At 68.4% G+C, this 23,995-nt stretch carries 25 protein-coding genes and 1 tRNA gene; 17 read left to right on the top strand and 9 right to left on the bottom strand.

Translation table 11 applies throughout. The annotated features are described in order from the left end of the window. Positions 1 to 49 precede the first annotated feature (49 nt). From BLQ39_RS04985 to BLQ39_RS04975, 3 genes are all read left to right on the top strand, one after another. Positions 50 to 661 (top strand): heme-binding beta-barrel domain-containing protein, encoded by a 612-nt coding sequence (locus tag BLQ39_RS04985; protein ID WP_092322216.1) that lies wholly within the window; start codon positions 50 to 52, stop codon positions 659 to 661. A gap of 4 nt (positions 662 to 665) precedes the next feature. Beyond that, positions 666 to 1,829 (top strand): CAF17-like 4Fe-4S cluster assembly/insertion protein YgfZ, encoded by a 1,164-nt coding sequence (ygfZ, locus tag BLQ39_RS04980; protein WP_092322214.1) that lies wholly within the window; start codon positions 666 to 668, stop codon positions 1,827 to 1,829. Positions 1,830 to 1,972: 143 nt separating this feature from the next. Beyond that, on the top strand, positions 1,973 to 2,722 hold the full coding sequence (locus BLQ39_RS04975) for a phosphoglyceromutase (RefSeq protein ID WP_092322212.1): 750 nt from the start codon (positions 1,973 to 1,975) through the stop codon (positions 2,720 to 2,722). A 79-nt stretch (positions 2,723 to 2,801) separates the two neighbouring features. Here BLQ39_RS04975 and phoU read toward each other — a convergent pair whose 3' ends face one another. Further along, a complete protein-coding gene (gene phoU, locus BLQ39_RS04970; protein ID WP_092322210.1) occupies positions 2,802 to 3,458 on the bottom strand; it encodes a phosphate signaling complex protein PhoU in 657 nt (218 codons plus the stop codon). Positions 3,459 to 3,645: 187 nt separating this feature from the next. Between phoU and BLQ39_RS04965 the strand changes: the two genes are divergently transcribed. Next, complete coding sequence (locus BLQ39_RS04965; protein ID WP_092322208.1) at positions 3,646 to 4,800, top strand: sensor histidine kinase; 1,155 nt, start codon at positions 3,646 to 3,648, stop codon at positions 4,798 to 4,800. After that, complete coding sequence (locus tag BLQ39_RS04960; protein WP_092322206.1) at positions 4,797 to 5,486, top strand: response regulator; 690 nt, start codon at positions 4,797 to 4,799, stop codon at positions 5,484 to 5,486. Before BLQ39_RS04965 ends, BLQ39_RS04960 begins: the two co-directional genes overlap by 4 nt. 53 nt (positions 5,487 to 5,539) lie before the next feature. Here the strand turns inward: BLQ39_RS04960 and BLQ39_RS04955 are convergent, their stop codons facing one another. Further along, positions 5,540 to 6,022 carry a hypothetical protein gene (locus BLQ39_RS04955; protein ID WP_174775320.1) on the bottom strand — a complete coding sequence of 161 codons (483 nt, stop codon included), beginning with the start codon at positions 6,020 to 6,022 and terminating at the stop codon, positions 5,540 to 5,542. Positions 6,023 to 6,299: 277 nt separating this feature from the next. Between BLQ39_RS04955 and BLQ39_RS04950 the strand changes: the two genes are divergently transcribed. The 4 genes from BLQ39_RS04950 to rlmB all read left to right on the top strand — a co-directional run bounded on the left by BLQ39_RS04950 (position 6,300) and on the right by rlmB (position 10,608). Next, positions 6,300 to 6,782 (top strand): CarD family transcriptional regulator, encoded by a 483-nt coding sequence (locus tag BLQ39_RS04950; RefSeq protein ID WP_092322204.1) that lies wholly within the window; start codon positions 6,300 to 6,302, stop codon positions 6,780 to 6,782. Between the two features lie 114 nt (positions 6,783 to 6,896). Continuing rightward, complete coding sequence (ispD, locus tag BLQ39_RS04945; RefSeq protein ID WP_092322203.1) at positions 6,897 to 8,111, top strand: 2-C-methyl-D-erythritol 4-phosphate cytidylyltransferase; 1,215 nt, start codon at positions 6,897 to 6,899, stop codon at positions 8,109 to 8,111. After that, complete coding sequence (gene cysS, locus BLQ39_RS04940; RefSeq protein ID WP_092322201.1) at positions 8,108 to 9,523, top strand: cysteine--tRNA ligase; 1,416 nt, start codon at positions 8,108 to 8,110, stop codon at positions 9,521 to 9,523. The genes ispD and cysS overlap by 4 nt, the downstream gene beginning before the upstream one ends. Further along, positions 9,523 to 10,608 carry a 23S rRNA (guanosine(2251)-2'-O)-methyltransferase RlmB gene (gene rlmB / locus BLQ39_RS04935; RefSeq protein WP_092322200.1) on the top strand — a complete coding sequence of 362 codons (1,086 nt, stop codon included), beginning with the start codon at positions 9,523 to 9,525 and terminating at the stop codon, positions 10,606 to 10,608. Before cysS ends, rlmB begins: the two co-directional genes overlap by 1 nt. Before the next feature lie 99 nt (positions 10,609 to 10,707). Here rlmB and BLQ39_RS04930 read toward each other — a convergent pair whose 3' ends face one another. Together BLQ39_RS04930 and BLQ39_RS04925 are read right to left on the bottom strand one after the other, a co-directional pair. Beyond that, on the bottom strand, positions 10,708 to 12,000 hold the full coding sequence (locus tag BLQ39_RS04930; protein WP_092322198.1) for a DUF4032 domain-containing protein: 1,293 nt from the start codon (positions 11,998 to 12,000) through the stop codon (positions 10,708 to 10,710). A gap of 124 nt (positions 12,001 to 12,124) precedes the next feature. Beyond that, positions 12,125 to 13,222 carry an ABC transporter ATP-binding protein gene (locus tag BLQ39_RS04925; RefSeq protein WP_092322455.1) on the bottom strand — a complete coding sequence of 366 codons (1,098 nt, stop codon included), beginning with the start codon at positions 13,220 to 13,222 and terminating at the stop codon, positions 12,125 to 12,127. A 230-nt stretch (positions 13,223 to 13,452) separates the two neighbouring features. Here BLQ39_RS04925 and BLQ39_RS04920 point away from each other — a divergent pair, with 230 nt between their 5' ends. Beyond that, on the top strand, positions 13,453 to 14,373 hold the full coding sequence (locus BLQ39_RS04920; RefSeq protein ID WP_092322197.1) for a DsbA family protein: 921 nt from the start codon (positions 13,453 to 13,455) through the stop codon (positions 14,371 to 14,373). Positions 14,374 to 14,434: 61 nt separating this feature from the next. Beyond that, positions 14,435 to 14,507 (top strand) — tRNA-Thr (locus BLQ39_RS04915). 45 nt (positions 14,508 to 14,552) lie between these two features. Here the strand turns inward: BLQ39_RS04915 and BLQ39_RS04910 are convergent. Next, positions 14,553 to 15,101: a nitroreductase family protein gene (locus BLQ39_RS04910; RefSeq protein WP_092322195.1), complete on the bottom strand. Its 549-nt coding sequence runs from the start codon at positions 15,099 to 15,101 to the stop codon at positions 14,553 to 14,555. A gap of 6 nt (positions 15,102 to 15,107) precedes the next feature. Beyond that, positions 15,108 to 15,509: a peptide-methionine (R)-S-oxide reductase MsrB gene (msrB, locus tag BLQ39_RS04905; protein WP_092322194.1), complete on the bottom strand. Its 402-nt coding sequence runs from the start codon at positions 15,507 to 15,509 to the stop codon at positions 15,108 to 15,110. A gap of 228 nt (positions 15,510 to 15,737) precedes the next feature. Here msrB and BLQ39_RS04900 point away from each other — a divergent pair, with 228 nt between their 5' ends. The 5 genes from BLQ39_RS04900 (at position 15,738) to groL (ending at position 19,961) form a co-directional block, all read left to right on the top strand. Further along, on the top strand, positions 15,738 to 16,034 hold the full coding sequence (locus BLQ39_RS04900; protein ID WP_092322454.1) for a DUF3263 domain-containing protein: 297 nt from the start codon (positions 15,738 to 15,740) through the stop codon (positions 16,032 to 16,034). A gap of 22 nt (positions 16,035 to 16,056) precedes the next feature. After that, positions 16,057 to 16,635 carry a LytR C-terminal domain-containing protein gene (locus BLQ39_RS04895; RefSeq protein ID WP_092322192.1) on the top strand — a complete coding sequence of 193 codons (579 nt, stop codon included), beginning with the start codon at positions 16,057 to 16,059 and terminating at the stop codon, positions 16,633 to 16,635. A gap of 242 nt (positions 16,636 to 16,877) precedes the next feature. Beyond that, positions 16,878 to 17,081: a cold-shock protein gene (locus tag BLQ39_RS04890; protein ID WP_092322190.1), complete on the top strand. Its 204-nt coding sequence runs from the start codon at positions 16,878 to 16,880 to the stop codon at positions 17,079 to 17,081. 90 nt (positions 17,082 to 17,171) lie between these two features. Further along, positions 17,172 to 18,221 carry a DUF3048 domain-containing protein gene (locus tag BLQ39_RS04885; RefSeq protein ID WP_092322189.1) on the top strand — a complete coding sequence of 350 codons (1,050 nt, stop codon included), beginning with the start codon at positions 17,172 to 17,174 and terminating at the stop codon, positions 18,219 to 18,221. 120 nt (positions 18,222 to 18,341) lie between these two features. Then, the gene (groL, locus tag BLQ39_RS04880) at positions 18,342 to 19,961 is read left to right on the top strand and encodes a chaperonin GroEL (protein ID WP_092322187.1); all 1,620 of its coding nucleotides are present in this window, start codon (positions 18,342 to 18,344) and stop codon (positions 19,959 to 19,961) included. A 121-nt stretch (positions 19,962 to 20,082) separates the two neighbouring features. Here the strand turns inward: groL and BLQ39_RS04875 are convergent, their stop codons facing one another. Then, on the bottom strand, positions 20,083 to 20,373 hold the full coding sequence (locus BLQ39_RS04875) for a WXG100 family type VII secretion target (RefSeq protein WP_092322186.1): 291 nt from the start codon (positions 20,371 to 20,373) through the stop codon (positions 20,083 to 20,085). Between the two features lie 215 nt (positions 20,374 to 20,588). Between BLQ39_RS04875 and BLQ39_RS04870 the strand changes: the two genes are divergently transcribed. Further along, positions 20,589 to 21,512, top strand: coding sequence for a glycerophosphodiester phosphodiesterase family protein (locus BLQ39_RS04870; protein WP_092322184.1), 924 nt, complete (start codon positions 20,589 to 20,591; stop codon positions 21,510 to 21,512). Here BLQ39_RS04870 and BLQ39_RS04865 read toward each other — a convergent pair. Next, the gene (locus BLQ39_RS04865) at positions 21,509 to 23,230 is read right to left on the bottom strand and encodes a sensor histidine kinase (protein WP_092322183.1); all 1,722 of its coding nucleotides are present in this window, start codon (positions 23,228 to 23,230) and stop codon (positions 21,509 to 21,511) included. The genes BLQ39_RS04870 and BLQ39_RS04865 overlap by 4 nt on opposite strands. A 32-nt stretch (positions 23,231 to 23,262) precedes the next feature. Beyond that, complete coding sequence (locus BLQ39_RS04860) at positions 23,263 to 23,955, bottom strand: response regulator transcription factor (RefSeq protein WP_092322181.1); 693 nt, start codon at positions 23,953 to 23,955, stop codon at positions 23,263 to 23,265. Positions 23,956 to 23,995: the final 40 nt, after the last annotated feature.

Below are 23,995 nucleotides of genomic sequence, written 5' to 3'. Positions count from 1 at the left end.
TCTCCGTGATCGTGCTGCTCAGGCTGTTCCGGGGGCAGCGGTAACCACAATGTTCGAGCTTCCGGCCCACCTGCCGTCCGAACTGGTGCCACTGTCGTGGCTGATCGGGGTCTGGGAAGGCTCCGGAGTCCTGGACTACACGATCGGCGACGAGTCGGTCACCCGCGAGTTCGGCCAGAGGATCAGCTTCAGCCACGACGGCCTTCCGCACCTGAACTACAACTCGTACACCTGGCTTGAGCCGGCCCCCGGCACGACCGACGAGCCGACGCCGCTGGTCACCGAGACCGGGTACTGGCGCCTGCATCGCAGCCAGGGCGAGGGAGATCCGGGACCCGGCCTCATCCCCGGCCTGGGCGACCGGCCCTATGCGAGCGCCGAAGAGGTTGAAACACTTCGAAACCCGGACGGCGGGTTCGACATCGAAGTAACGCTCGTGCATCCCGGCGGTGTCGCCGAGCTCTACCTCGGCCAGGTCAAGGGAGCGCGGATCGACCTGGTGACGGATGCCGTCCTGCACACGTCGGGCGCCAAGCCCTACACCGCCGCGACGCGTCTCTACGGCCTCGTCGAGAAGCACCTCCTCTGGGCGTGGGACATCGCGGCACTCGGCCAGGACCTGCGGACCCACGCATCCGGACGCCTGGCCAGGGCGGAGTAGCACCATGACCACACCAGACGGCTCCCCCCTGCTGCGCGTCGACGGCGCCGTGCAGGCCGACGGGCGGGGCGCCGGCGTGGCCGCTCACTACGGCAACCCGATGATTGAACAGCGCAGGCTGCTGGCCGGCGACGCCATCGTCGACCTCTCCCACCACGGGGTTCTCGGGGTCTCCGGACCGGACCGGCTGAGCTGGCTCAACTCGCTCTCCAGCCAGGAGCTGCGGAGCCTGGCCCCCGGCGTGTCCACCGAAACGCTCCTCCTCGATCCGACCGGCCGGCTCCAGTTCGCGATGAGCGTCATCGACGACGGCGTCGAAACCTACCTGCTCCTCGAGGCGGCCGAGCTTCCCGGGTTGCAGGCCTGGCTGGAGAAGATGCGGTTCATGCTCCGGGTGGAGATCACCGACCGGACGGAAGACTACGCGGTGATCGGCACCATGGCTCCCGAGCCGGCCGCGCTGGGTCTCGAACCGGCCGCGCCGAACGGGATGCCGCTCGTCTGGCGCGATCCGTGGTCCGGCGTGGCCGCGGGCGGTTACCAATACGCCGACGCCCCGGTTCACCCCGGTGCGACCTGGCTCTGGAGCGAAGTCCTCGTGCCCAGGGCCGCCCTGGCCGGACTGCGTGAGGCCGCCGCCCAAGGCAGCATCGCCGTCGCCGGGCTGCTGGCCTTCGAGGCGCTCCGCATCGCGGCGTGGCGTCCGCGGGCGGCCACCGAAGTCGACGAGAAGACCATCCCGCACGAGCTCGACTGGCTGCGCACCGCCGTGCACCTGAACAAGGGCTGCTACCGGGGCCAGGAAACGGTGGCCAAGGTGCACAACCTCGGGCATCCGCCGCGCCGCCTCGTGCTGCTGCACCTGGACGGTTCCGACTCGGTGCTTCCCGTGCACGGCGACGAGGTGTGGGCGGACCGCAGGCTGCCGGGCGGAGAGCCGGAACGGGTTCCCGTCGGGCAGATCACCTCGAGTGCCCGGCACTACGAACTGGGGCCGATCGCGCTGGCCGTGGTCAAGCGCGCCATTCCGGCGACGAGCACCCTCTTCGTGCAGTCGGAGGGGATCTCGATTGCGGCCGCCCAGGAAGTGATCGTGCCGCAGTCCGCCGGGTCCGTCGCCGACATCCCGCGGCTCCCGCGCCTCGGCATCCGCACTCCCCACCGCTAACCCCCTTCCCCGCCCCATCCCCATCCCCCTTCCCCGCCCCATCCCCATCCCGCGAAACCGCAGTTGTGCGCGCTAAAACCGCATTATTACGCGCACAACTGCGGTTTCGCGGAGGGTGTGCCCGCTCTCGGTAGAGTTGAGACATGCCAGCCCCCTACACACTCATCCTTCTCCGCCACGGCCAGAGCCTGTGGAACCAGCAGAACCTCTTCACCGGGTGGGTGGATGTGAGGCTCAGCGAACAGGGCATCATCGAGGCCCGCCGTGCCGGCGAGCTCATCGCCGAATCCGGCCTGCTCCCCGACGTCGTGCACACCTCAGTGCTGACCCGCGCGATCCAGACCGCCGATCTCGCGCTCGAGCAGACCAACCGGTCCTGGATCGACGTCAAGCGCTCCTGGCGCCTGAACGAACGCCACTACGGCGCATTGCAGGGCCTGGACAAGGCGGAGACGCTCGACAAGTTCGGCCCGGAGCAGTTCCAGCTGTGGCGCCGCTCGTACGACGTTCCGCCGCCCGTGCTCGCCGACGACTCCCGGTGGTCCCAGGTGAACGACCCTCGTTACGCGGGCCTCGGCGACGCCGTGCCGCGCACCGAGTGCCTGCAAGACGTGGTCGAGCGGATGCTGCCCTACTGGGAGTCCGACATCGCGGCGGACCTGCGCAGCGGCAAGACCGTGCTCGTCACCGCCCACGGCAACTCGCTGCGGGCGCTGGTCAAGCACCTCGACGGCATCTCCGACGCCGACATCGCCGAGTTGAACATCCCCACCGGCATCCCGCTCGTCTACAAGCTCGGTGAAGACCTCATGCCGCTCGGCCCGGGCGAGTACCTCGACCCGGAGGCCGCCGCTGCCGGCGCCGCCGCGGTGGCCGCCCAAGGCAAAAAATAACCCGCGAAACAGCAGTTGTGCGCGCTAAACGTCGTTCATAACGCGCACAACTGCAGTCTCGCGGGGAGGGAAGAAGGGGTCAGGAGCCGCTGAGCTGGTGCCAGTCGCCGGTGCCGAGGTACTGCACCTTCTTCGCGATCGAGACCGCATGGTCGGCGAAACGCTCGTGGTACCGGCTGGCGAGCGTGGCGTCGACCGTGTCGGCGGCCTGGCCCTTCCAGGTCTCGCCGAGCACGGCGTCGAACACGCTCAGGTGCAGGGCGTCGATCTTGTCGTCCTCGTTGCGAATGGTCTCGGCCAGCACCATGTCTTCGTTGGTCAGCAGCTCGGTGAGCATGTTGGCGATCTTCACGTCGAGGGCGCCCATCTCCGCGAAGGTGGGGCGCAGGCTCTTCGGGATGACCTTGTCCGGGAAGCGGTACCGCGCCAGCTGGGAGATGTGGGTCGACATGTCGCCCATCCGCTCGAGGGAGGCGCTGATCCGCAGGGCGCTGACGACGATGCGCAGATCCCGGGCAACGGGCTGCTGGCGGGCGAGGATGGTAATGGCGAGCTCGTCGAGTTCGACGGTGAGAGCGTCGATCTTGTCATCATCCGCGATGACCTCCTCGGCGAGGCTCACGTCGGACTCGTTGAAGGCGCGCGTTGCCTTTTCGATCGAGACGGCGACGAGTCGAGAGATTTCGACGAGGCGCTCCTGCACCTCGGCGAGTTCCTGTTGGAATACTTCGCGCATGGCTGTGTGGTCCTTCCTGGCCGCTGGGATCCTGCACCAACTGGCGCGTGAGACCCGCCTGGGTCCCGGCTGATCATGCCGGATAAAGGTGAACGGCAGGTGCCGCGGGTTTGAACACTTCCTAACGTACCGTCCCTCCGGCCCGTCCGGCGCGGTCGGCGCGGGAGAAAGTCACTAATCTGGGGGAATGGAATCGACGTGGCTCGTGCTGCTGTCGCTGGCACTCGGGCTGGCCGTTGGCGCCGGTTTCGTGACTCTGCTGCACGTCGCGGAGCGACACGGGCGCCGCGCGGCCGAGGTTGTGAACCCCGCCGTCCCCGATGGGATCGACCAGGTCCTCGACGCGCTCGAGTCCGCGGGCATCGTTCTGGACCCGTCCAACAACGTGATCAAGACCTCCCCGGGGGCGCTGGCCATGGGGCTGGTGTTCAATCAGCAGCTCGTGCACCCGGAGTTGCTCGACCTCGCCCGCCGGGTGCGCCGCTCCGGCGACCCGATCTCCGACGACCTCCTGCTGGCGCGCGGCCCCTTCGGCGACGCGAGCATGCACGTGCGGGTGCGGCTGGCCCGGCTGGGTACGCGCTACGTGCTGCTGCTGGCCGAGGACCGTACGGAAGCGTTCCGGCTCGACGAGGTGCGCCGCGACTTCGTCGCCAACGTCAGCCACGAACTGAAGACGCCGATCGCTTCGGTGGGCCTGCTGGCCGAGGCGCTCGTCCATGCGGCGGATGAGCCGGAGCAGGTTCGCCGCTTCGCCAACCGCCTGACCACCGAGTCGGCCCGCCTCGGCCGCCTCACCCAGGAGATCATCGAGCTGTCCCGGCTGCAGTCGCAGGAGGCCGTCGCGCAGCCGGAGCTGGTGAAGATCGACGCGGTCGTCGCCGCGGCCGTCGACCAGGCCCGGATCGTCGCGGACGCGAACCACATCACGATCGCGGTGGGGAAGAAATCGCGCTCCGAGGTCTACGGCGACGAACGGCTGCTCGTGGTCGCTGTGCACAACCTCATCGCCAACGCCGTGAACTACTCACCGGACGGGTCGCGCGTGGGGGTTGGCGTGCGCCGGAACGACGGCGCAGTCGAGATCACCGTCACCGACCAGGGCGTCGGAATTCCCGAAGCGGACCTGGACCGGATCTTCGAGCGCTTCTTCCGCGTCGACCAGGCACGCTCCCGGCACACCGGGGGGACGGGCCTCGGCCTCGCGATCGTCAAGCACGTCGTGCAGAACCACGGCGGCGACATCCGGGTCTGGTCCCAGCCCGGCAAGGGCTCCACGTTTACCATCCGCCTCCCCGAGGCGCCCCACCCCGCTCCGGCGGCGACAGGAGACACCCCGTGACCCGCATCCTTTTGGTCGAAGATGAGCGCTCGCTCAGTGAGCCGTTGAGCTTCATCCTGGAACGCGAAGGGTACGAGGTGAGCGTGGCCGAGGACGGGCCGAGCGCGATCCGCGAATTCGACCGGGCCGGCGCCGACGTCATCCTGCTCGACCTCATGCTCCCAGGGATCCCGGGCACCGAGGTGTGCCGGGAGATCCGCACCCGGTCAGCCGTGCCGATCATCATGCTGACCGCCAAGGACTCCGAGGTGGACATCGTCGTGGGCCTCGAGCTGGGCGCCGACGACTATATGACCAAGCCGTACTCCACCCGGGAACTGCTGGCGCGCATCCGGGCCGTGTTGAGGCGCCACGCCGACCTCGTCGACGAGCGGGACAAGGCGCCGGATGTCCTCTCCGCCGGCACCGTGGAGATGGACCTCGAGCGCCACGCCGTCATGGTCTCCGGGGAGCTGGTGAACATGCCGCTCAAGGAATTCGAGCTGCTGGAATTCCTGCTGCGAAACGCCGGGCGCGTGCTCACGCGCGGCCAGCTGATCGACCGGGTCTGGGGCACCGACTACTTCGGGGACACGAAGACGCTCGACGTGCACATCAAACGGATTCGCTCGCGCATCGAAGCGGTCCCCTCGCAACCGGTCATGCTGGTGACCGTCCGGGGTCTCGGCTACCGCTTCGAGGCCTGACCTGCGCCTGCTGTACGGTGCCGGAGCGGCGTCGTGCAGCAGGCGCAGCGCCGTTACGGCGCGGCGGTCGGAGTCGGAGTCGGCTCCAGCGGCTCGGTCGGGGCCTGCGGGAGGGGTAAGTCCACCGGCGTGGGCTCCGGCGTGGGCACCAGGGTCGAGTACGGCTCCAGGGTGTCGTCGAGCACCGGAACCAGCAGCCGGGCGCCGGTCTCGTTGCCGTACTGCACGAAGACCGGGAAAAGCGATCCGGGCTGGGCGTCGATGCCGCGCAGGGCCAGGGCCGGCTCATCCTCGCTGCCGAGGGCGAGCGTCGAGTTGGCCTCGACGGTCAACTCCTCCGTCACCTTCTCGCCGTCCGATTCGTACTGCACGCCCACGATGTGGGCCGAGTCGCCCTGGTTCACGAGCGTGATGACCAGGTTGGCCGAGTCGGCCCCGTCCGAGACGAGGATGGCGTTGCGCACGGCGATGTCGCCGACGTCGCCGCTCACCCCGTCGCTCGCGTCGTAGCGGATGGTCGTTGCCTGGGGCGCCATCAGGCCGCAGCCGGCAGTCCCAGACAGGATGGCAGTCGCCAGAATGGCGGATGCGACGATACGCGCCCTCACAAGACCTCCAGGTCATTTCGGGCCCCGGCCGAGTGGTCGGGACGCCGCAAATTTTCGCTTTGAGTTTAGCCTACCCGCGGCTCGCGGCGGCGGCCGGAGACTCACGGAAAGGCGGCGGTGGAGGGGTGCGTGGCCGGGCGCTGCTCGGCGAACCCTACCACCGCAGGCTGTGGTATCCTAGACGTTGCTGAAGGGATATGAATACATGCTTTTTGAGGTTGGCGAAACTGTCGTTTATCCCCACCACGGAGCCGCAACGATCACTGAGGTGAAGACGCGGACGATCAAGGGTGTAGAGAAACTGTACCTGAAGCTCAATGTCACTCAGGGTGATCTCACCATCGAAGTCCCGGCCGAGAACGTCGACCTGGTCGGCGTTCGCGACGTCATCGGGCGGGAGGGGCTCGACAAGGTGTTCGAGGTGCTTCGCGCGCCGTTCACCGAAGAGCCCACCAACTGGTCACGCCGCTACAAGGCCAACCTGGAGAAGCTCGCCTCCGGTGACGTCATCAAGGTGTCCGAGGTCGTTCGCGACCTGTGGCGCCGCGACCAGGACCGCGGCCTGTCGGCCGGGGAGAAGCGCATGCTTGCCAAGGCACGCCAGATCCTGATCTCCGAGCTGGCCCTGGCCGAGAAGACCGATGAAGAGAAGGCCTCCAGCGTTCTCGACGAGGTCCTTGCGTCCTAGCCCCACGTTTCGGTGAAAGGCGGCGCCGAAAGGTGCCGCCTTTCTCGTTGCCCTCGCACGCGCACCCCGGGCGCGGTCCTTCACTCGCACGACCTCACCAGATAGCCTCCAGACATGACTGATTCACCTGCGCCCCTGGTCGCGGTCATCGTCGTCGCCGCGGGCAGCGGAACCCGGCTCGGACACGAACTGCCCAAGGCGTTCGTGCCGCTCTCCGGGCGCACCCTGCTCGAGCGATCCCTCGACTCCGTCTTCGGCATGCGCGACGCGTCCCAGGTCATCGTCGTGGCCCCGGAAGACCGGCTGGACGAGGCACGTGCCATCGCGACCGAACGCGCCGGCGCGGCCGGCGGCTACCTGGACGTCGTCCCCGGCGGAAACAGCAGGCAGGCATCCGTAGAACGGGGGCTCGCCGTGCTCCGGCCGGATGTGGACACCGTGCTCGTGCACGATGCGGCGCGCGCGCTGACGCCGTCGACGCTCTGCGACGCGGTCGTGGCCGCCGTGCGTGCCTCGGGCGCGGGCGTCGTGCCCGGCCTCGATCTGGTCGACAGCATCAAGCGCGTCGACCCGCGGGGCACGGTCCTCGCCGGCGTCGACCGCCGGGAGCTCTCCGCCGTGCAGACGCCGCAGGGCTTCCCGCGCCGGATGCTGGTCGCGGCCTTCGCCGCGGCGACCGAGGAGCTGACGGATGACGCAGCGCTCGTCACGGCCGCGGGCTTCCCGGTCAGCATCATCCCGGGCGACCCCCTCGCCTTCAAGATCACCACCCCCTGGGACCTGCGCCGGGCCGAACTGCTGCTGGCCACCCCGGCGGACCCCGCCGGCTCGCCCCGCGTCGGCACAGGCCTGGACGTGCACGCCTTCGACGACACGTCCGAGCTGTGGCTGGCAGGCTTGCACTGGCCGGGGGAGCGCGGGCTGGCCGGGCACAGCGACGGAGATGCGGCCGTGCACGCCATCTGCGACGCCCTGCTGGCGGCGGCCGGCCTCGGCGACGTCGGGGGCGTCTTCGGCACCGCCGACGCGGCCCTGGCGGATGCCCACGGCGAGGTCTTCCTGCGCGAAACCCTGCGCCGCGTCGGCGACGCCGGCTTCCGCGTGGGCAACGTCTCGGTGCAGGTCATCGGCAACCGGCCCCGGCTCGCACCGCGCCGGGCCGAGTCGGAGGCTCGCCTCAGCTCGATCCTGGGCGCGCCGGTCAGCGTCTCGGCGACGACGACCGACGGCCTCGGTTTCACCGGCCGGGGTGAGGGCATCGCGGCGATCGCCACCGCGCTCCTGGTCCCTGCCGAGGCACGGGGCCCTGTCCTAAGCTGGGAGGCGTGACCATGCGACTGTACGACTCGAAGGCCCAGGCGCTTCGCGACTTCATTCCCCTCGTCCCGGACAAGGTCGGGATCTACGTCTGCGGCCCCACGGTGCAGTCCTCGCCGCACATCGGCCACCTCCGCAGCGCCCTCGTCTACGACCAGCTGCGCCGCTGGCTCAGCTACCGCGGCAATGACGTCACCTTCATCCGCAATGTCACCGACATCGACGACAAGATCCTCGTCAGTTCCACCGGCACCACCGAGCAGTGGTGGGCGCTGGCGTACCGCTACGAGCTGGAGTTCACGGCCGGCTACCAGCGGCTGGGCATCCTCGCTCCCAGCTACGAACCCCGCGCGACCGCCAGCATCCAGAACATGCTCGACCTGATCGGGAGGCTGATCGAGGCCGGGCACGCCTACCCGGCCGCCGACGATACCGGCGACGTCTACTTCGACACCAGGAGCTGGCCCGCCTACGGCGAGCTCACCCGGCAGAAGCTCGACAACATGGAAGCGGCCACGGATGCCGACCCGCGCGGCAAGCGAGATCCCCGCGACTTCGCGCTCTGGAAGGGCCACAAGACCGACGAGCCCGCCTCGGCAGCCTGGCCGTCGCCCTGGGGCGACGGTCGCCCGGGCTGGCACATCGAGTGCTCCGCCATGGCCACCCGTTACCTCGGCGCCCAGTTCGACATTCACGGCGGAGGTCTCGACCTGCGCTTCCCGCACCACGAAAACGAACTCGCCCAGTCCACCGCGGCCGGCGACGCCTTCGCCAACTACTGGATGCACAACGGCCTCGTGCACGTCAACGGCCAGAAGATGTCGAAGTCGATCGGCAACTCGATCTACGCGGCGGAGCTGCTCGAGCAGGCGCGTGCCATCGTCGTGCGCTACTACCTCGGCGCGGCCCACTACCGTTCGACCATCGACTTCCACGAAGGCTCGCTCGCCGAGGCCGAGGCCGCGCTCGAGCGCATCGAGAGCTTCCTCGACCGGGCCGACCGGCGCCTGGCGGACACCCGGTTCGCCGGATCGGGCGTCGAAATCGTGCCGGAGGAGTTCGCTGAGGCCATGGACGACGACCTCGCCGTACCCCAGGCCCTCGGCGTGCTGCATGAAACCGTGCGCGCCGGCAACGCCGCGCTCGATGCCGAAGACCTGCACGCGGCGGCATCCGCCCGCGGCCAGGTGCTCGCGATGAGCGAGGTCCTCGGCATCAACCCCCTCTCGCCCGGTTGGTCCGTTGCCACGGACGAACCGGCCATGATCGCGCTCACCGCGCTCGTCGAGCGCCTGCTCGACGACCGCGAAATTGCCCGGCAGAGCCGCGACTACGCGGCCGCAGACCGAATCCGGGACGAGCTCGTCGCCGCCGGAATCACCATCGAAGACACCCCGTCGGGTGCACATTGGAGTTTTGACTGATGAAGAACACAGACCGCAAGGCTCGCACCGGGGCCGTGCGCAAGGGCAGCCGTGGCCCGCAGGTCGGCTCGGGCGGCCAGGGCCGCCAGGCGCTCGAGGGCAAGAAGCCCACGCCCAAGGCCGAGGACCGGCCGTACCACCCCGCCGGCAAGCGCAAGCTCGCCGAGGACCGCTACACCGCCGCCAGCGGCGGGCGCGCCCGCCCGGCCGCGGCCAAGGGTGCCGCGCGCGGGGCCTCCCGTGGAACCGCGGGCAGCGGCGGCGGCGGAACGTCCACGCGCAAGGCGAAGCAGGTCGACGAGCACGAGATCGTCACCGGCCGTAACTCCGTGCTCGAGGCGCTTCGGGCGAAGATCCCCGCCTCGACGCTCTACATCGCGACCCGCATCGAGATGGATGACCGGGTCAAGGAGATCCTCACCCTCGCCAACCAGCGCAACATCCCGATCCTCGAAGTGATGCGCCCGGAGCTCGACCGCCTCGCCGGCCGTGACTCGGTGCACCAGGGCCTCGCCCTCAAGGTCCCCGCCTACGAGTACGCGCACCCGATGGAGCTGCTCGAGCTCACCATCAGCCGGGGCCACAAGCCGCTGTTCGTGGCCCTCGACGGCATCACCGACCCGCGCAACCTCGGCGCGATCATCCGCTCGACGGCGGCCTTCGGCGGGCACGGCGTGATCGTGCCGCAGCGCCGCTCGGTCGGTGTCACGGCCTCGGCCTGGAAGACCTCGGCCGGCGCGGCCGCCCGCACCCCGGTCGCGATGGCCCCGAACCTCACCCAGACGCTCAAGGCGCTCAAGGAGCAGGGCGTTCTCGTCATCGGCCTCGACGGCGGCGGCGACGTCATGCTGCCCGAGCTCGGCCTCGGCTACGCCGAACGTCCGATCGTCGTCGTCGTCGGCAGCGAGGGCAAGGGCCTGTCCCGCCTCGTCACCGAGACCTGCGATGCCATCGTGTCGATCCCGATCCAGGCGGCGACCGAGTCGCTGAACGCCGGGATCGCCGCCGGAGTGACCCTCTACGAAATCTCCCGCCTCCGCGCCGCAGCCAAGGCCGCGAAGGCCGCCGCCAAGCTGGCGAAGTAACCCGCCCCACCCCCCACCCCCGCGAAACCGCAGTCGTGCGCGTTATGAGTGCCTCATAACGCGCACGACTGCGGTTTCGCGGGGGGTGTTAGACTGGGGTTAGACCTTCAGGCGCCAGTCGGGCTCGGCGTCGGCGTCGGTGGGCAGTGAGATCGGCAGCGTGATCGACCCCGTCGGCGGCTCGATCACGGTCGCCTCGTCCCGGCGGTGGCGCAGCACGTCCTGCACGTACGAGGTCACCGCTTCGGCCAGCGGGATCTCCCGCGACTGGTTCTGGGCCATGAACCAGCGGTGGTCGAGCAGTTGGTGGAAGACCTCGGCCGGTTCGAGTTTGCCCTTGAGCTCGCGGGGGATCGCGCGCACGACCGGCTCGAAGACGCGCACGAGCCACTCGTGGGCCATCATCTCCTCGTCGGAGTCCGGCTGGGCGTACGCGGCCCGGTAGGAGTCGAGGTCGTTGAGCAGGCGCCTGGCCTGGTTCTCCTCCGCGTCGAGCCCGGTCAGGCGCAGCAACCTGCGCTGGTGGTGCCCGGCGTCGACGACCTTCGGCTGGATGCGCACCGTCGTGCCCGTGTTATCCGTCTTGATGGCGAGCTCGTCGATGTCGAAGCCGAGGTTGTTGAGACGTTCGACGCGTTCGCGGATGCGCCACCGCTCGGAGCTCGCGAACGACTCGGAGCCGGTCAGCTCCTTCCAGAGCAGCCGGTACGCCGCGACGATGCCGTTGCTGACCCGGATCGGGTCGAGCTCGTCCGCCACCCGGCCGCCGGCCTCGAGGTCCATCAGTTCGCCGGCGATATTCACCCGGGCGATTTCCAGGTCGTTTTCGCGCTGCCCGTTGGAGAGCCCGCCGGAGTAGAGCTGTCCCGTCTCCGCGTCGACGAGGTAGGCGGCGAACGCCCCGGCGTCGCGGCGGAACAGGGTGTTGGAGAGGGAGACGTCGCCCCAGAACAGTCCGACCATGTGCACGCGCACGAGGAGCACCGCGAGGGCGTCAACGAGGCGGGTGGCGGTGTCGGGCCGCAGGGTCTGGGAATACAGGGCGCGGTAGGGCAGCGAGAACTTCAGGTGCCGGGTCACGAGCACTGAGTTCAACGGGTCGCCGTCCTCATCCGACCGGTTCGTGATCACGGCGACGGGCTCGACGCAGGGGATCTCCAGCGTCTGGAGGGTGCGCAGCATGTCGTACTCCCGCTTGGCCATCTCGCTCGTGGTCTCCTTGATCGCCACGACGCGACCGCTCAGGTGGGCGAAGCGCACCAGGTGGCGCGAGATCCCCTTGGGCAGTGCCGCGATGTTCTCGTTCGGCCAGGCGTCAAGCGGGAGCTGCCACGGCAGGTCGAGAAGCGCGGGGTCGGCGGTGGCCGACGTGATGTTGAGGGAACCGCTCATGAAGTGAGCCTCACTGTGCAGGAATGAATCTGTGCAGGAATGAATCTGTTGGGGAACGTATCAGCGCCGCAATGACAAGGCCGGACGGAGCAATGCCCCGTCCGGCCGTTGTCACTTCGTGAACCTAGTCCGCAACCGCTCCGCCGAGGCGCAGGCCGGATTCCGCGTCGAAGACGTGGAGGTGGTTGGGCGTCGGGGTCAGGTAGACCGTGTCCCCGGCGTTCGGGTGCGAGCGTCCGTCGACACGGGCGACGATGTCGGTGCGCTTGCCCTCGACCGTGGAATGACCGTACAGGTAGCCGTCGGCGCCGAGCTCCTCGACCAGGTCGACCTCAACCTGGAGTCCTTCGCCCTGCGCGGTCGCCAGGTGGATGTCCTCCGGGCGGACCCCGATGGTCACCTTGTCGCCGCTCGCCCCAGCGAGGGTGTCGCGCTGCACGGGGACGGTCGCGGTGCCGAACTTGACGCCTCCGTCGACCCGGTCGGCCAGGAACAGGTTCATGGCCGGGCTGCCGATGAAACCGGCAACGAACACGTTGTTCGGCTTCGCGTACAGGTCTCGGGGCGTGCCGACCTGCTGGAGGACGCCGTCCTTGAGCACCGCGATGCGGTCGCCCATGGTCAGCGCCTCGGTCTGGTCGTGGGTCACGTAGACCGTGGTGACGCCGAGGCGACGCTGGAGGGACGCGATCTGGGTGCGGGTCTGCACGCGCAGCTTCGCGTCGAGGTTGGACAGCGGCTCGTCCATGAGGAACACCTGCGGCTGGCGCACGATCGCGCGGCCCATGGCGACGCGCTGGCGCTGACCGCCGGAGAGAGCCTTGGGCTTGCGGCTGAGGTACGGCTCCAGGTCGAGCAGCTTGGCGGCCTCGAGCACGCGGGCGGCGCGCTCGTCCTTGTTGATGCCGGCGATCTTGAGCGCGAAGCCCATGTTCTCGGCGACGGTCATGTGCGGGTACAGGGCGTAGTTCTGGAAGACCATGGCGATGTCGCGGTCTTTCGGTGGGACATCCGTGACGTTGCGCTCGCCGATGAAGATGTTGCCGTCGTTGACCTCTTCGAGGCCGGCCAGCATACGCAGCGAGGTGGACTTGCCGCAGCCGGAAGGGCCGACGAGGACGAGGAACTCGCCGTCAGCGACCTCCAGGTCGAGGTGATCGACAGCGGGGCGGGTGGAACCCGGGTAGAGGCGGGTTGCCTTGTCAAAAGTGACCGAAGCCATGGTTTTCTTCTCCTTCACCGGCAGGAACGTGCCGGACGATCCGTTGTGAGTGGGATGTGACACCTGTCCCGCCAGGCGGGCCGGGTATCCTGACCAGTATTGCATGGCAGCCGCCCTCGCCCCGCGGCGGGCGTACAGCCGCCGTTTGGGGTTTTCCCAGACACGCGTTCTACTCTGTGGAGGGCTATGCACACACAGTGCGGGCATCCACACGTTCGGAGCAACTATTCATGACTAACGGCGGACCAGGCGACAGCCGTCCTTCCAAGAATCAGCGACGCGACGCGGCCCGCAAAAAGGCCACGCTGCTGCGCGAGGAACAGAAGAAGAAGGATCGTCGCAACCGGGTCTTCCTGCAGGGTGGAATCGCCGTGGCGGCCATCGCCATCGTCGGCATCATCGCCCTGATCATCGTCAACTCCATCCGGCCGGTCGGGCCGGGCCCGGCCAACATGGCCAGCGACGGCGTGCTCATCGGCGAGGGGCTGACCACGGTCAAGACCCCCGCCCTCCAGCCCGACGCGAAGCCCGTCGCTTCGGTGCCCGACGCGACCGGCACCGTGGCCGACATCCGGGTCTACGTCGACTACCTCTGCCCGTACTGCGGCGAGTTCGAACTGAACAACAGCGACCAGATCGCCCAGTGGGTTGAGGCCGGGGCCGCGACGGTCGAGATCCACCCCATTTCGATCCTGACCAGCAAGTCCGCCGGTACCCAGTATTCCCTGCGCGCGGCCAATGCCGCTGCCTGTGTGGCGAACTCCTCGCCCAACGACTTCTACGCGTTCAACGCCGCCCTGTTCGCCGACCAGCCCGAGGAGGGCACGGCGGGCCTCACCGACAAGCAAATCAAGCAGGTCGTGCGGAGTTCGGGCGTCACGTCCTCGTTGTCGAAGATCGACACGTGCATCGACGACCTGACGTACAAGTCCTGGGTTCTCGACGCCACCGACCGGGCCCTGACCGGCCCGATCCCCAACGCCTCGATTCCCAAGGTCACCGGCACGCCGACCGTGCTCGTCAACGGCAAGCAGTACCTCGGGTCGTTGAAGGACCCCAAGGAATTCGCGGCGTTCGTGCTGCAGTCGGCGGGCGCCACGTACTCCACGTCCACCCCGACGCCCACTCCGACGACGACCCCGGCCGGGTAGAACGCGCCCGCCCTTTCGGTTCTGTGATTTAGGATGGGTGTTCGAGGCCCTCGGGCCTCATGCCGGCCTGGCGCAATTGGTAGCGCACCACTCTTGTAAAGTGGGGGTTACGGGTTCAAGTCCCGTGGCCGGCCCTGGACAGTCCCGTTAAGGCCCGCCCCGGCCCAGGGGTTTCGGCGCTAGAGAACGGTCAGGAACTCGGCCGGATCGATGGGCAGGCGCACCCCCGGTTTGGCGTCCGGCGGAACGCCGCCCACGTAGAGCCAGCCGAGAAGCTCCTCGTTGTCGGCAAGTTCGTGCATGCGGCGAACCGGCGCGGATCGCGTGTGGGGCCCGGTGCGCCACATCACGCCCCAGCCGGCGTCAGCCAGCAGCAGGCTCAGTGCGTGGGCGACCCCGGCCGCCGCGGCATCCTGCTCCCAGTCCGCGACCTTCTCGCTCTCGCGGCGGCTGATCACGAGGGCAATCAGGAGTTCGGCGCGCAGCGGTTTGGCAGCGGTCGTGGCCGCCTCGGCGGCCGTGTGGCCGGATGCCGCGACCAGGGCATCGCCCAATCGCCGCCGTGCGTCTCCGCGCACCTCGATCAGGCGCCACGGCCTCAGCGCGCCGTGGTCGGCGACACGTGCCACGGCGGCTACCAAAGGCAGCAGTTCGTCGTGGCTGGGGGCATCCGGGGTCACCCTGGAGTACGACCGGCGCGCCGCGAGCGCGTCGGCAACGGCCGACACCGCCGGCTACTCGACGGGCGTGAAGTTGAGCGCGATGGAATTCATGCAGTACCGGTCTCCGGTGGGCGTGCCGAAGCCGTCGTCGAAGACGTGCCCCAGGTGCGAGCCGCAGTTGGCGCAACGCACCTCTGTGCGCACGGTGCCCAGGGTCCGGTCCTCGATCAACTCGACCGCCTCGGGGCGCACGGACTCGTAGAAACTCGGCCAGCCGCAGCCGGAATCGAATTTGGTGCCGCTCTTGAACAACTCGGCGTTGCAGGCGCCACAGGTATACACGCCCGAGCGCGCCTCATCGAGCAGTTCTCCCGTCCAGGCGCGCTCCGTCGCGGCCCCGCGGAGCACCGCATAGCGCTCGGGCCCCAATTCCTCGCGCCACTCGGCTTCAGACTTCTTGACTTCGTGGTCCATGTGCGTCCCTTCGTTCCCGGGCGCCGCCCGGTTCTCACTCCATCAGCCTAAACTCGCGCGGCCGCCCCGGCATTCCTTTCACGGGCAGCGTCCAGCGAACTCCCACAGACTCGAACCGGCGTACGGTTGGCGGACATGCACCGGGCGCACCCAAATAGGATGACCGTAGCCGGCGTCGGTGAAAGCGGGCGGCACGTGCCCGGTGAGATGACGAGGGAGAGGTGGCCGATGGAGAAATCACACGAACCGGCCGCCGACGGCAGCCCGGAGTCGGCCTCACTGTCCGCGCGGGACGTGGCGATCCTCGACTTCGAACGACAGTGGCGCAATCACGCCGGCGCCAAGGAGCAGGCCATTCGGGCCGAATTCGGTCTCTCGGCTGCACGGTACTATCAGTTGTTGGGTGCCCTCATCGACTCACCTCTGGCCCTCGCCCGCGACCCCATGCTGGTTAAGCGACTGCATCGGATGCGCGAAGCCAGGGCACAGGCGCGAGCGCGCCGCGCCGCACTCCCCACCGACTGATCGAGACCGAACCAGACTGACAATGCCCCAGCCCTATCCGAAAGACCGCTTCGACGCCCACCCGCCTGCTCTCGACCGGGTGGGCGCACACCGGGCCCCGGGCAAGAAGGGTCGCGGCTGGCTGGCATTCTGGTGGGCACTGGCCGCCACGGTGGTGCTGATCGCGATCGGAGCGCTGGGTCTGCTGTTCCTGAACAACCGCCTCGCGCCGGACACGTCCGGACTCGCGCCCACTGCGGCCACGTCGACCCCGACCGCGACGCCGAAGCCGGAGCCGTCGGCGACGCCCACGCCGAAGCCGACCGTTGACCCGAACCTGTCCGTCACCGTGCTCAACGGCACCCTGACGGTGGGTCTGGCCGGATCCGTCGGAGACGTCCTCGGCTCCGAGGGGTGGACCGTCGGGACGCTCGGCGACGCCGCCACCTCCGACGTTGCCGAGACGATCGTCTACTACGCCGACCCCGCCCTGGAGGGCGCGGCACGGGGGGTCGCAGAGTCCCTGCCGGGGGCCGAAATAATGCTCGCGAACGACTTCGCGGAGTCCGATGCCGAGCTCACCGTTGTCGTCGGCAACGACTACTCTCCGCCGGCCGGATAGGGCGCCCGGCAGCCCTGCTTTTCAGCCATCGACCGGCAATTTGTCAACCCCCTGTTATTCCAGAGCCTCTTCGCTACGCTCGGCCATGGTCGCTCATTTTGTCCGTGCAGCTCGCCTCTGTGGAGGTGGACCCGTTGCACGGCCATGGTGGACGCAGGCACTGCACCGAAGCAGTTTCCGCGGAAGGCCCGGCGCGGCCAGTGGGCCCGTGCCGACGCAATCACAGCACTGGGGAGTAACACATGGCGCACGGAACCGTAAAGTGGTTCAACGCTGAGAAGGGCTTCGGCTTTATCACCATTGACGGCGGGGGGCAGGACGTCTTCGTCCACTATTCCGCCATTGACATGAGCGGATACAAAGTCCTCGAAGAAGGCCAGGCGGTCGTCTTCGAGGTTGGCAGCGGAGCGAAGGGCCCTCAGGCCGAGTCGGTTCGACCGGCCTGAGCTGCACCAGTTTCGAGGCTTGCACGCCCAACGCCGCGCGGGAGCACCGCGCGGCGTTAGGGTGAAACGGTGAATCAGAACAGTGAAGCGATGAAACGCAGCCGACGCGTGACCGTGAGGATAGTTGCCGCGGTCATTCCGGTCCTGCTTCTGGCCGCCTGCACTGCCGAAGCACCGCGGCCGACCGCGAGCATCAAGCCGACCTCGACGGCGAAGGCCTGGGTGTCCACCTACACGGCCCCGGCCGCGACCGTGCTCGCACCGCTGCGCGGAACACCCGTGCCTCCGGGGAGCGCGGCGCATCCGTCGCTGGCGGTGAAGATCGACAACCACGAGGCGGCGAGGCCGCAGATCGGCCTCGAGAGCGCCGACATCGTCTTCGAGGAACTCGTCGAAGGCGGGATCACCCGCTACGTCGGGGTCTGGCACTCGGACATCCCGAAGCTGATCGGGCCGGTGCGCTCGATCCGGCCGATGGATCCGGACATCATTACGCCCTTCGGCGGAATCGTCGCCTACTCCGGCGGCCAGCCGCAGTTCGTCAAGGCGATGGAGGCGACCCCGGTCGTGAACGCCGTCTTCGACTACGACCGCAGCGGACTGTTCTACCGGATCGACACGAAGTCGTCCCCGCACAATGTCGTGGTGAACGCCAGGACGCTCGTGGGCCGGTACCCCAAGCTGGCCCCGCCGAGGCAGCACTTCGCCTACGCGGCCACCGCCGCGTCGTCGTCAGCGGTGGTGGACGGCAAGGCCATCCGCACGATCCAGACCCGCTTCTCCACCGCACGCTGGCCATCCTGGGCCTGGAACGCCAAGGCGAATTACTACCTGCGCTCCCAGGAGGGCGCGCCGGACCGCAACAGCAAGGGCGCGCAGCTCAAGGCGACCAACGTCGTCGTCATGCGTGTCGGCATCGACCGGCGCTACGGCGACGTCCCCAAGACCACCATGATCGGTTCGGGAGAGGCCTGGGTCTCGACCGGCGGACGGAGCCTGCGCGCCACCTGGGTCAAGCGATACCCATCGTCGCCGATCAGTCTCGTCGACGGTAACGGCGTGACGATCCGGCTTGCCGCCGGCAACACCTGGATCGAGCTGGTCCCGACGAAGCAGGGTTCCGTCCAGCTGGTGCCGTAGCGCCCCGCCCGTTCACTTGCACTCTCGGCACCAGAGTGCCAGAATCGTCTTTGGCACTCTCTCCTTATGAGTGCTAACCCCATCACGTTTTTGAACGTCCGGGAGGGACGAGAAACACTTATGGCAAAGATCATTGCTTTCAACGAAGAGGCCCGTCGCGGCCTTGAGCGCGGCCTGAACATCCTCGCCGACACGGTCAAGGTCACCCTCGGCCCGCGCGGACGCAACGTCGTTCTGGAGAAGAAGTGGGGCGCACCCACGATCACCAACGACGGCGTGTCCATCGCCAAGGAGATCGAACTCGACGACCCGTACGAGAAGATCGGTGCGGAACTCGTCAAAGAGGTCGCCAAGAAGACGGATGACGTCGCCGGCGACGGCACCACCACCGCCACCGTCCTCGCTCAGGCGCTGGTTCGCGAAGGCCTGCGCAACGTCGCAGCCGGCGCCGACCCGATCAGCCTCAAGCGCGGCATCGAGAAGGCCACTGCTGCCGTCATCGAAGAGCTCATCGCGAACGCCAAAGAGGTCGAGACCAAGGAAGAGATCGCGGCCACGGCTTCCATCTCTGCCGGTGACGCTGAAATCGGCGCCATCATCGCCGAGGCGATCGACAAGGTCGGCAAGGAAGGCGTTGTCACCGTCGAAGAGTCCAACACTCTCGGCACCGAACTCGAGCTCACCGAGGGCATGCGCTTCGACAAGGGCTTCCTGTCGGCGTACTTCGTGACCGACCCCGACCGTCAGGAAGCGGTCTTCGAAGACCCGTACATCCTGATCGTCAACTCCAAGGTCTCGAACATCAAGGACCTGCTGCCGATCGTTGACAAGGTCATCCAGACCGGCAAGCAGCTCCTCATCATCGCCGAGGACGTCGACGGCGAGGCCCTGGCCACGCTCGTTGTGAACAAGATCCGCGGCATCTTCAAGTCCGTCGCCGTCAAGGCTCCGGGCTTCGGTGACCGCCGCAAGGCCCAGCTGCAGGACATCGCGATCCTGACCGGTGGACAGGTCATCGCCGAGGAGGTCGGACTCAAGCTTGAGAACGTGACCCTCGACCTGCTCGGCACCGCCCGCAAGATCGTCATCACCAAGGACGAGACCACGATCGTCGAGGGTGGCGGAGACGTCGAGGCGATCGCCGGCCGCGTGCAGCAGATCCGCAGCGAGATCGAGAACACCGACAGCGACTACGACCGCGAGAAGCTCCAGGAGCGCCTGGCGAAGCTCGCCGGTGGCGTTGCAGTCATCAAGGCCGGCGCCGCGACGGAGGTTGAGCTCAAGGAGCGCAAGCACCGCATCGAGGATGCCGTCCGCAACGCGAAGGCTGCCGTTGAAGAGGGCATCGTCGCCGGTGGTGGCGTTGCGCTGATCCAGGCCGGCAAGACCGCTTTCGAGAAGCTCTCCCTCACGGGTGACGAGGCAACGGGTGCGAACATCGTGCGCGTGGCCATCGACGCGCCGCTCAAGCAGATCGCCCTCAACGCCGGCCTCGAGCCGGGCGTCGTCGCTGACAAGGTGCGCAACCTGCCCGTCGGCTGGGGCCTCAACGCCGCGACCGGTGAGTACGTCGACATGCTCCTCGCCGGCATCAATGACCCGGTGAAGGTCACCCGCTCCGCGCTGCTCAACGCCGCGTCGATTGCCGGACTGTTCCTCACCACCGAGGCCGTTGTCGCCGACAAGCCCGAGAAGCACCCGGCCCCGGCCGGCGACCAGGGCGGCGGAATGGACTTCTAAGTCCCAACCCGTTCCACAGCACCGCAGTTCCAGATGATGGGCGCCTCCTTCGGGAGGCGCCCATTGTTGTGTCTCGTGTGCGCCTGCGCCGCCTCTGGCGCCCGCTCAGATGCCCGTGACGTCAGCGTGAGAACAGGCGCGCGTTTGCCTGTTCGACATCGGCATACTGCCGGCCGGCCTGCGACAGGGCCAGGTTGAGTCCCTCCGCACTCTCCTCGACGTGTCGCTGGGTCGCTCGCCAATCGGCCACGGCGCCCTGGAAGGCCGCTGCGGCCTGCCCCGTCCACGACCCTTCGAGGCCGGTCAACTGCGCCAGCAGGCCGGCGACCTCGGCCTGGATTCGGGCGATTGACGCCCGCGCGGCGGCCGTCGTACTCAGCACGGCCTCGCTGTCCACCTGGTAGCTCGTCATGTCCGTCGTCCTTCCGCTCGCACGCGACCGTAGTGCCGCCGACTGCCGCCCCGATCGAGGGAGCCCGGACTGTGGACGGCGCCCCGGGGGCCCGCCGGTGGGGAGGGCGCCCCCCGAGGGTCGCTCTGCGGCCACGACCCGGCCATCCTCGGGCCATCTGCGCGTCGTGCGCCCCCGACAACCTGAGGGCGTAACGCCAACCCCAAGGAGACCGCATGAGACTTCTCACCCCCACCCGCCAGATCCGTCCGAGTGGACGCCGGTCCGCGAGGGCAGCGAGTGTGTTCGTGGGTATCGCCCTCGCCGCCGGCGCGACCGTGCCCGTGACCGCTGTCGCGCACGCGAGCGAGGCCCCGGCGTCCGTCACGGTCGTAAACGCGGCTCACCGAGGTGCCAGCGCCTACTTTCCCGAGAACACGCTTCTCTCCTTCCGGGAGGGAATCGCCCTCGGCGGGGACCTCACCGAGCTCGACGTGCAGCGCTCCAGGGACGGTGAACTCGTGGTCATCCACGACACCAACCTGGCTCGGACGACGAACGTGGAGCAGCTCTTCCCCGACCGCGCTCCCTGGAAAGTCAGCGAATTCACCTATGCCGAGATGCTCAGCCTCGACGCCGGCTCCTGGAAGGACCCGAAGTTCGCCGGTGAGAAGATCCCGACCCTTTCCGAGTCGATCCAGACCATCCGCAACGGCAGCGGCGGCATGCTCCTGGAGATCAAGGCGCCGGATCTCTACCCCGGCATCGAGGCCGAGGTGGCCGCTGAGATGAGCACGTTCCCCGGCTATGTCCAGTCGGCCGTCGCCGCGGGGCGACTCGTCGTGCAGTCATTCAGTTTCGGCTCGATGAAAGCCTTCAAGTCGCTCGAGCCCACCATCCCCGTCGGGCTGCTCGGCACGCCGACGATCGCCCAACTGCCCGAGCTGGCGACCTGGGCCGACCAGATCAACCCGTATCACTACTCCATCGACGCCGCGTACGTGGCCGAGGTGCACCGCCTCGGGATGGAGTGCCTGACCTGGACGGTCGACAGCGACGCTGACATCAGGCGTGCGATCGACCTGGGCGTCGACGGCGTGATCACCAATCGGCCGGACGCACTGAAGCGCATCCTCGCCGACGGGGTCGCCCGAGGCTAATCCGACCGCGCCTCGGGGGCACTCGGCGGGGTGATCCCCTGGGGCGCATTCGGCGAGCCGGCCAGGGGGAGCCAGACCCGGAAAGTTGCCCCGCCGCCCGGGGTGTCCAGGACCTCGACCGTGCCGTTGTGGCTGGCCACGATCGACGCGACAATGGCGAGGCCGAGGCCGCTGCCCCCGGTTTCCCGGGCGCGAGAGGTGTCGGCGCGCCAGAAGCGCTGGAAGATCTTGTCCCGAATCTGCGGGGGGATGCCCTCGCCGTGGTCGACCACCGCGATCGACGCCCGCTGGTTGCGCCGATCGACGGACACCTCGAGCTCGACCGGACTGTCCGGCTGACTGAAGCGCAGGGCGTTGCCCATCAGGTTGGTGATCACCTGGCGGATCTTGTTCTCCTCGGCCATCACGACGGCCGGGACCGCGCCCGACGGCGCCGCGGGCTCGGTCTGCGTGGCCGGGGGGTCGGTTCGGCGCGGCTTGCGCGTGCGCAGCCGGGCGAGCGTCGCGCCGGCGAAGGAGATGGGACCGGTGAGGGCAGCCCCGTTGGCCGGCTGCGCTCCGGCCGCGTTGACGGGCCGAGCGGTGTCGGCCGGGTCGGCGTCGACGGCGGGGATGTCCGCGGTGTCGGGGAGCTCCTCCTCCGGCGGGCGCGACACGACGGTCACCCGCCGGCCCGGGGAGGACGCCATGGCGTCGAGCGCCGCGTCGCGGGCCAGGGGCATGAGGTCGACCTCGGCCAGGTCCAGGGGCTTCGTTTCATCCAGCCGGGCCAGCTCGAGGAGGTCCTCGACCAGGCCGCCCATCCGGATCGCTTCCTTCTCGATGCGTTCCATCGCCTGCGCGACGTCCTCGGGCGTCTGCAGCGCACCCATCCGGTACAGCTCCGCGTAGCCGCGAACGGAGACGAGCGGGGTGCGCAGCTCATGGCTGGCGTCACCGACGAACCGGCGCATCTGGTCGATGGTGCGCGCGCGGTCCTTGAAGGCCCGGTCGATGCGGTTGAGCATGGTGTTGAGCGAGCGGTTCAGGCGGCCGACTTCCGTGTTCGGGGTGGCGCCGCCGAGACGCTGGCTGAAATCGCCGTCCGCGATCGCAGCCGCCGTGCGCTCGACCTCGCGCAACGGCGCGAAGGTGGTCGTCACGAGCAGCCGGGTCAGTAGCGCGCCGACGAGCACGACGCCCACGCCGAAGCCGAGGAAGATGGTGAGATAGGTGGCCATGGTATTCTCGGTCGGCTTCAGCGACACGGCCATCAGCAGGGTTCCGTAGGTGCCCTGGGGACTGATCACGAACGGCACCGCGACGGCGTGGAACTCGGTGTCGTGGTTCGCGCTGTGGAACGTCAGAATCTCGCCGTCGAGCCGGGTCACGGTCTGGAGATCGAGCGGCATGTCGACCACGGGCAGGTCCCGGCGGGGCCGGTCCCGCCAGGTGCGGTCCCGGAGGGTGCCGCTCTCGTCGTACAGGGCGACGAAGTAGTCGGACGGCACGCCCTCCGCGCTGCCCGCGGTCAGGGAAGCCGCCGAGTTGCCGTTGAGCGCCGTCTGCGCCTCGGTCTGGAGGCGCGCGTCGACCTGCTGGATGACGTACTGCCGGAGCATCGCCATCGTGCCGATGCCGGAGACGAGGAGCCCGAGGGTCAGCATCAGCACGGTCACGCCGGTGATCTTGGAGCGAAGGGAGGTACGGCTCCAGCGCTCCGTCAGTGACTCATGCATGTGGCCCTCAGTTTACGGGCGCAGCCTGTGAGCTACGCCTTGGCCGCCTTGAGCATGTAGCCGAAGCCGCGCTTGGTCTGGATCAGCGGCTCGCTCGAATGCGTGTCGACCTTGCGCCGCAGGTAGGAGATGTAGGACTCGACGATTCCGGCGTCCCCGTTGAAGTCGTACTCCCACACGTGGTCGAGGATCTGCGCCTTGGACAGCACCCGGTTCGGGTTGAGCATCAGGTAGCGCAGGAGCTTGAACTCGGTCGGGCTGAGCTCGATCGGCTGGTCGCCGACGAGCACCTCGTGGGTGTCCTGGTCCATGGTGAGTTCGCCGGCGCGGATGACGGCATCCTCGTCGGCGTGCATGGTGCGGCGCAGGATCGCCTTGATCCGCGCGACGATCTCGTCGAGGCTGAACGGCTTGGTGACGTAGTCGTCGCCGCCGACCGTGAGCCCGGTGATCTTGTCTTCCGTGTCATCCTTCGCGGTGAGGAAGAGGATCGGGGCCGTGTAGCCGGCCGTGCGCAGGCGCTTGGTCACGCCGAAACCGTTGATGTCGGGGAGCATGACGTCGAGGATGATCAGGTCGGGCTCCTCCTCGAGTACGGCGGAGATCGCCTGGGCGCCGTTACCCACGGCGCGCACGGCGAAGCCGGCGAAGCGCAGGCTGGTGGTGAGAAGATCCCGGATGTTGGGTTCGTCGTCGACAATGAGAATGCGGGGGCCATCGGTCATGCCACCAGTATCTGCGCGTTAGCTGGGATGTTCCTGAGAG

It is taken from the genome of Cryobacterium psychrotolerans, assembly GCF_900101115.1.
GTDB classification, from domain to species: Bacteria; Actinomycetota; Actinomycetes; order Actinomycetales; family Microbacteriaceae; genus Cryobacterium; species Cryobacterium psychrotolerans.
Note: the sequence above shows the minus strand (reverse complement) of the source record. Positions and strands in the feature narration are given on the sequence as shown.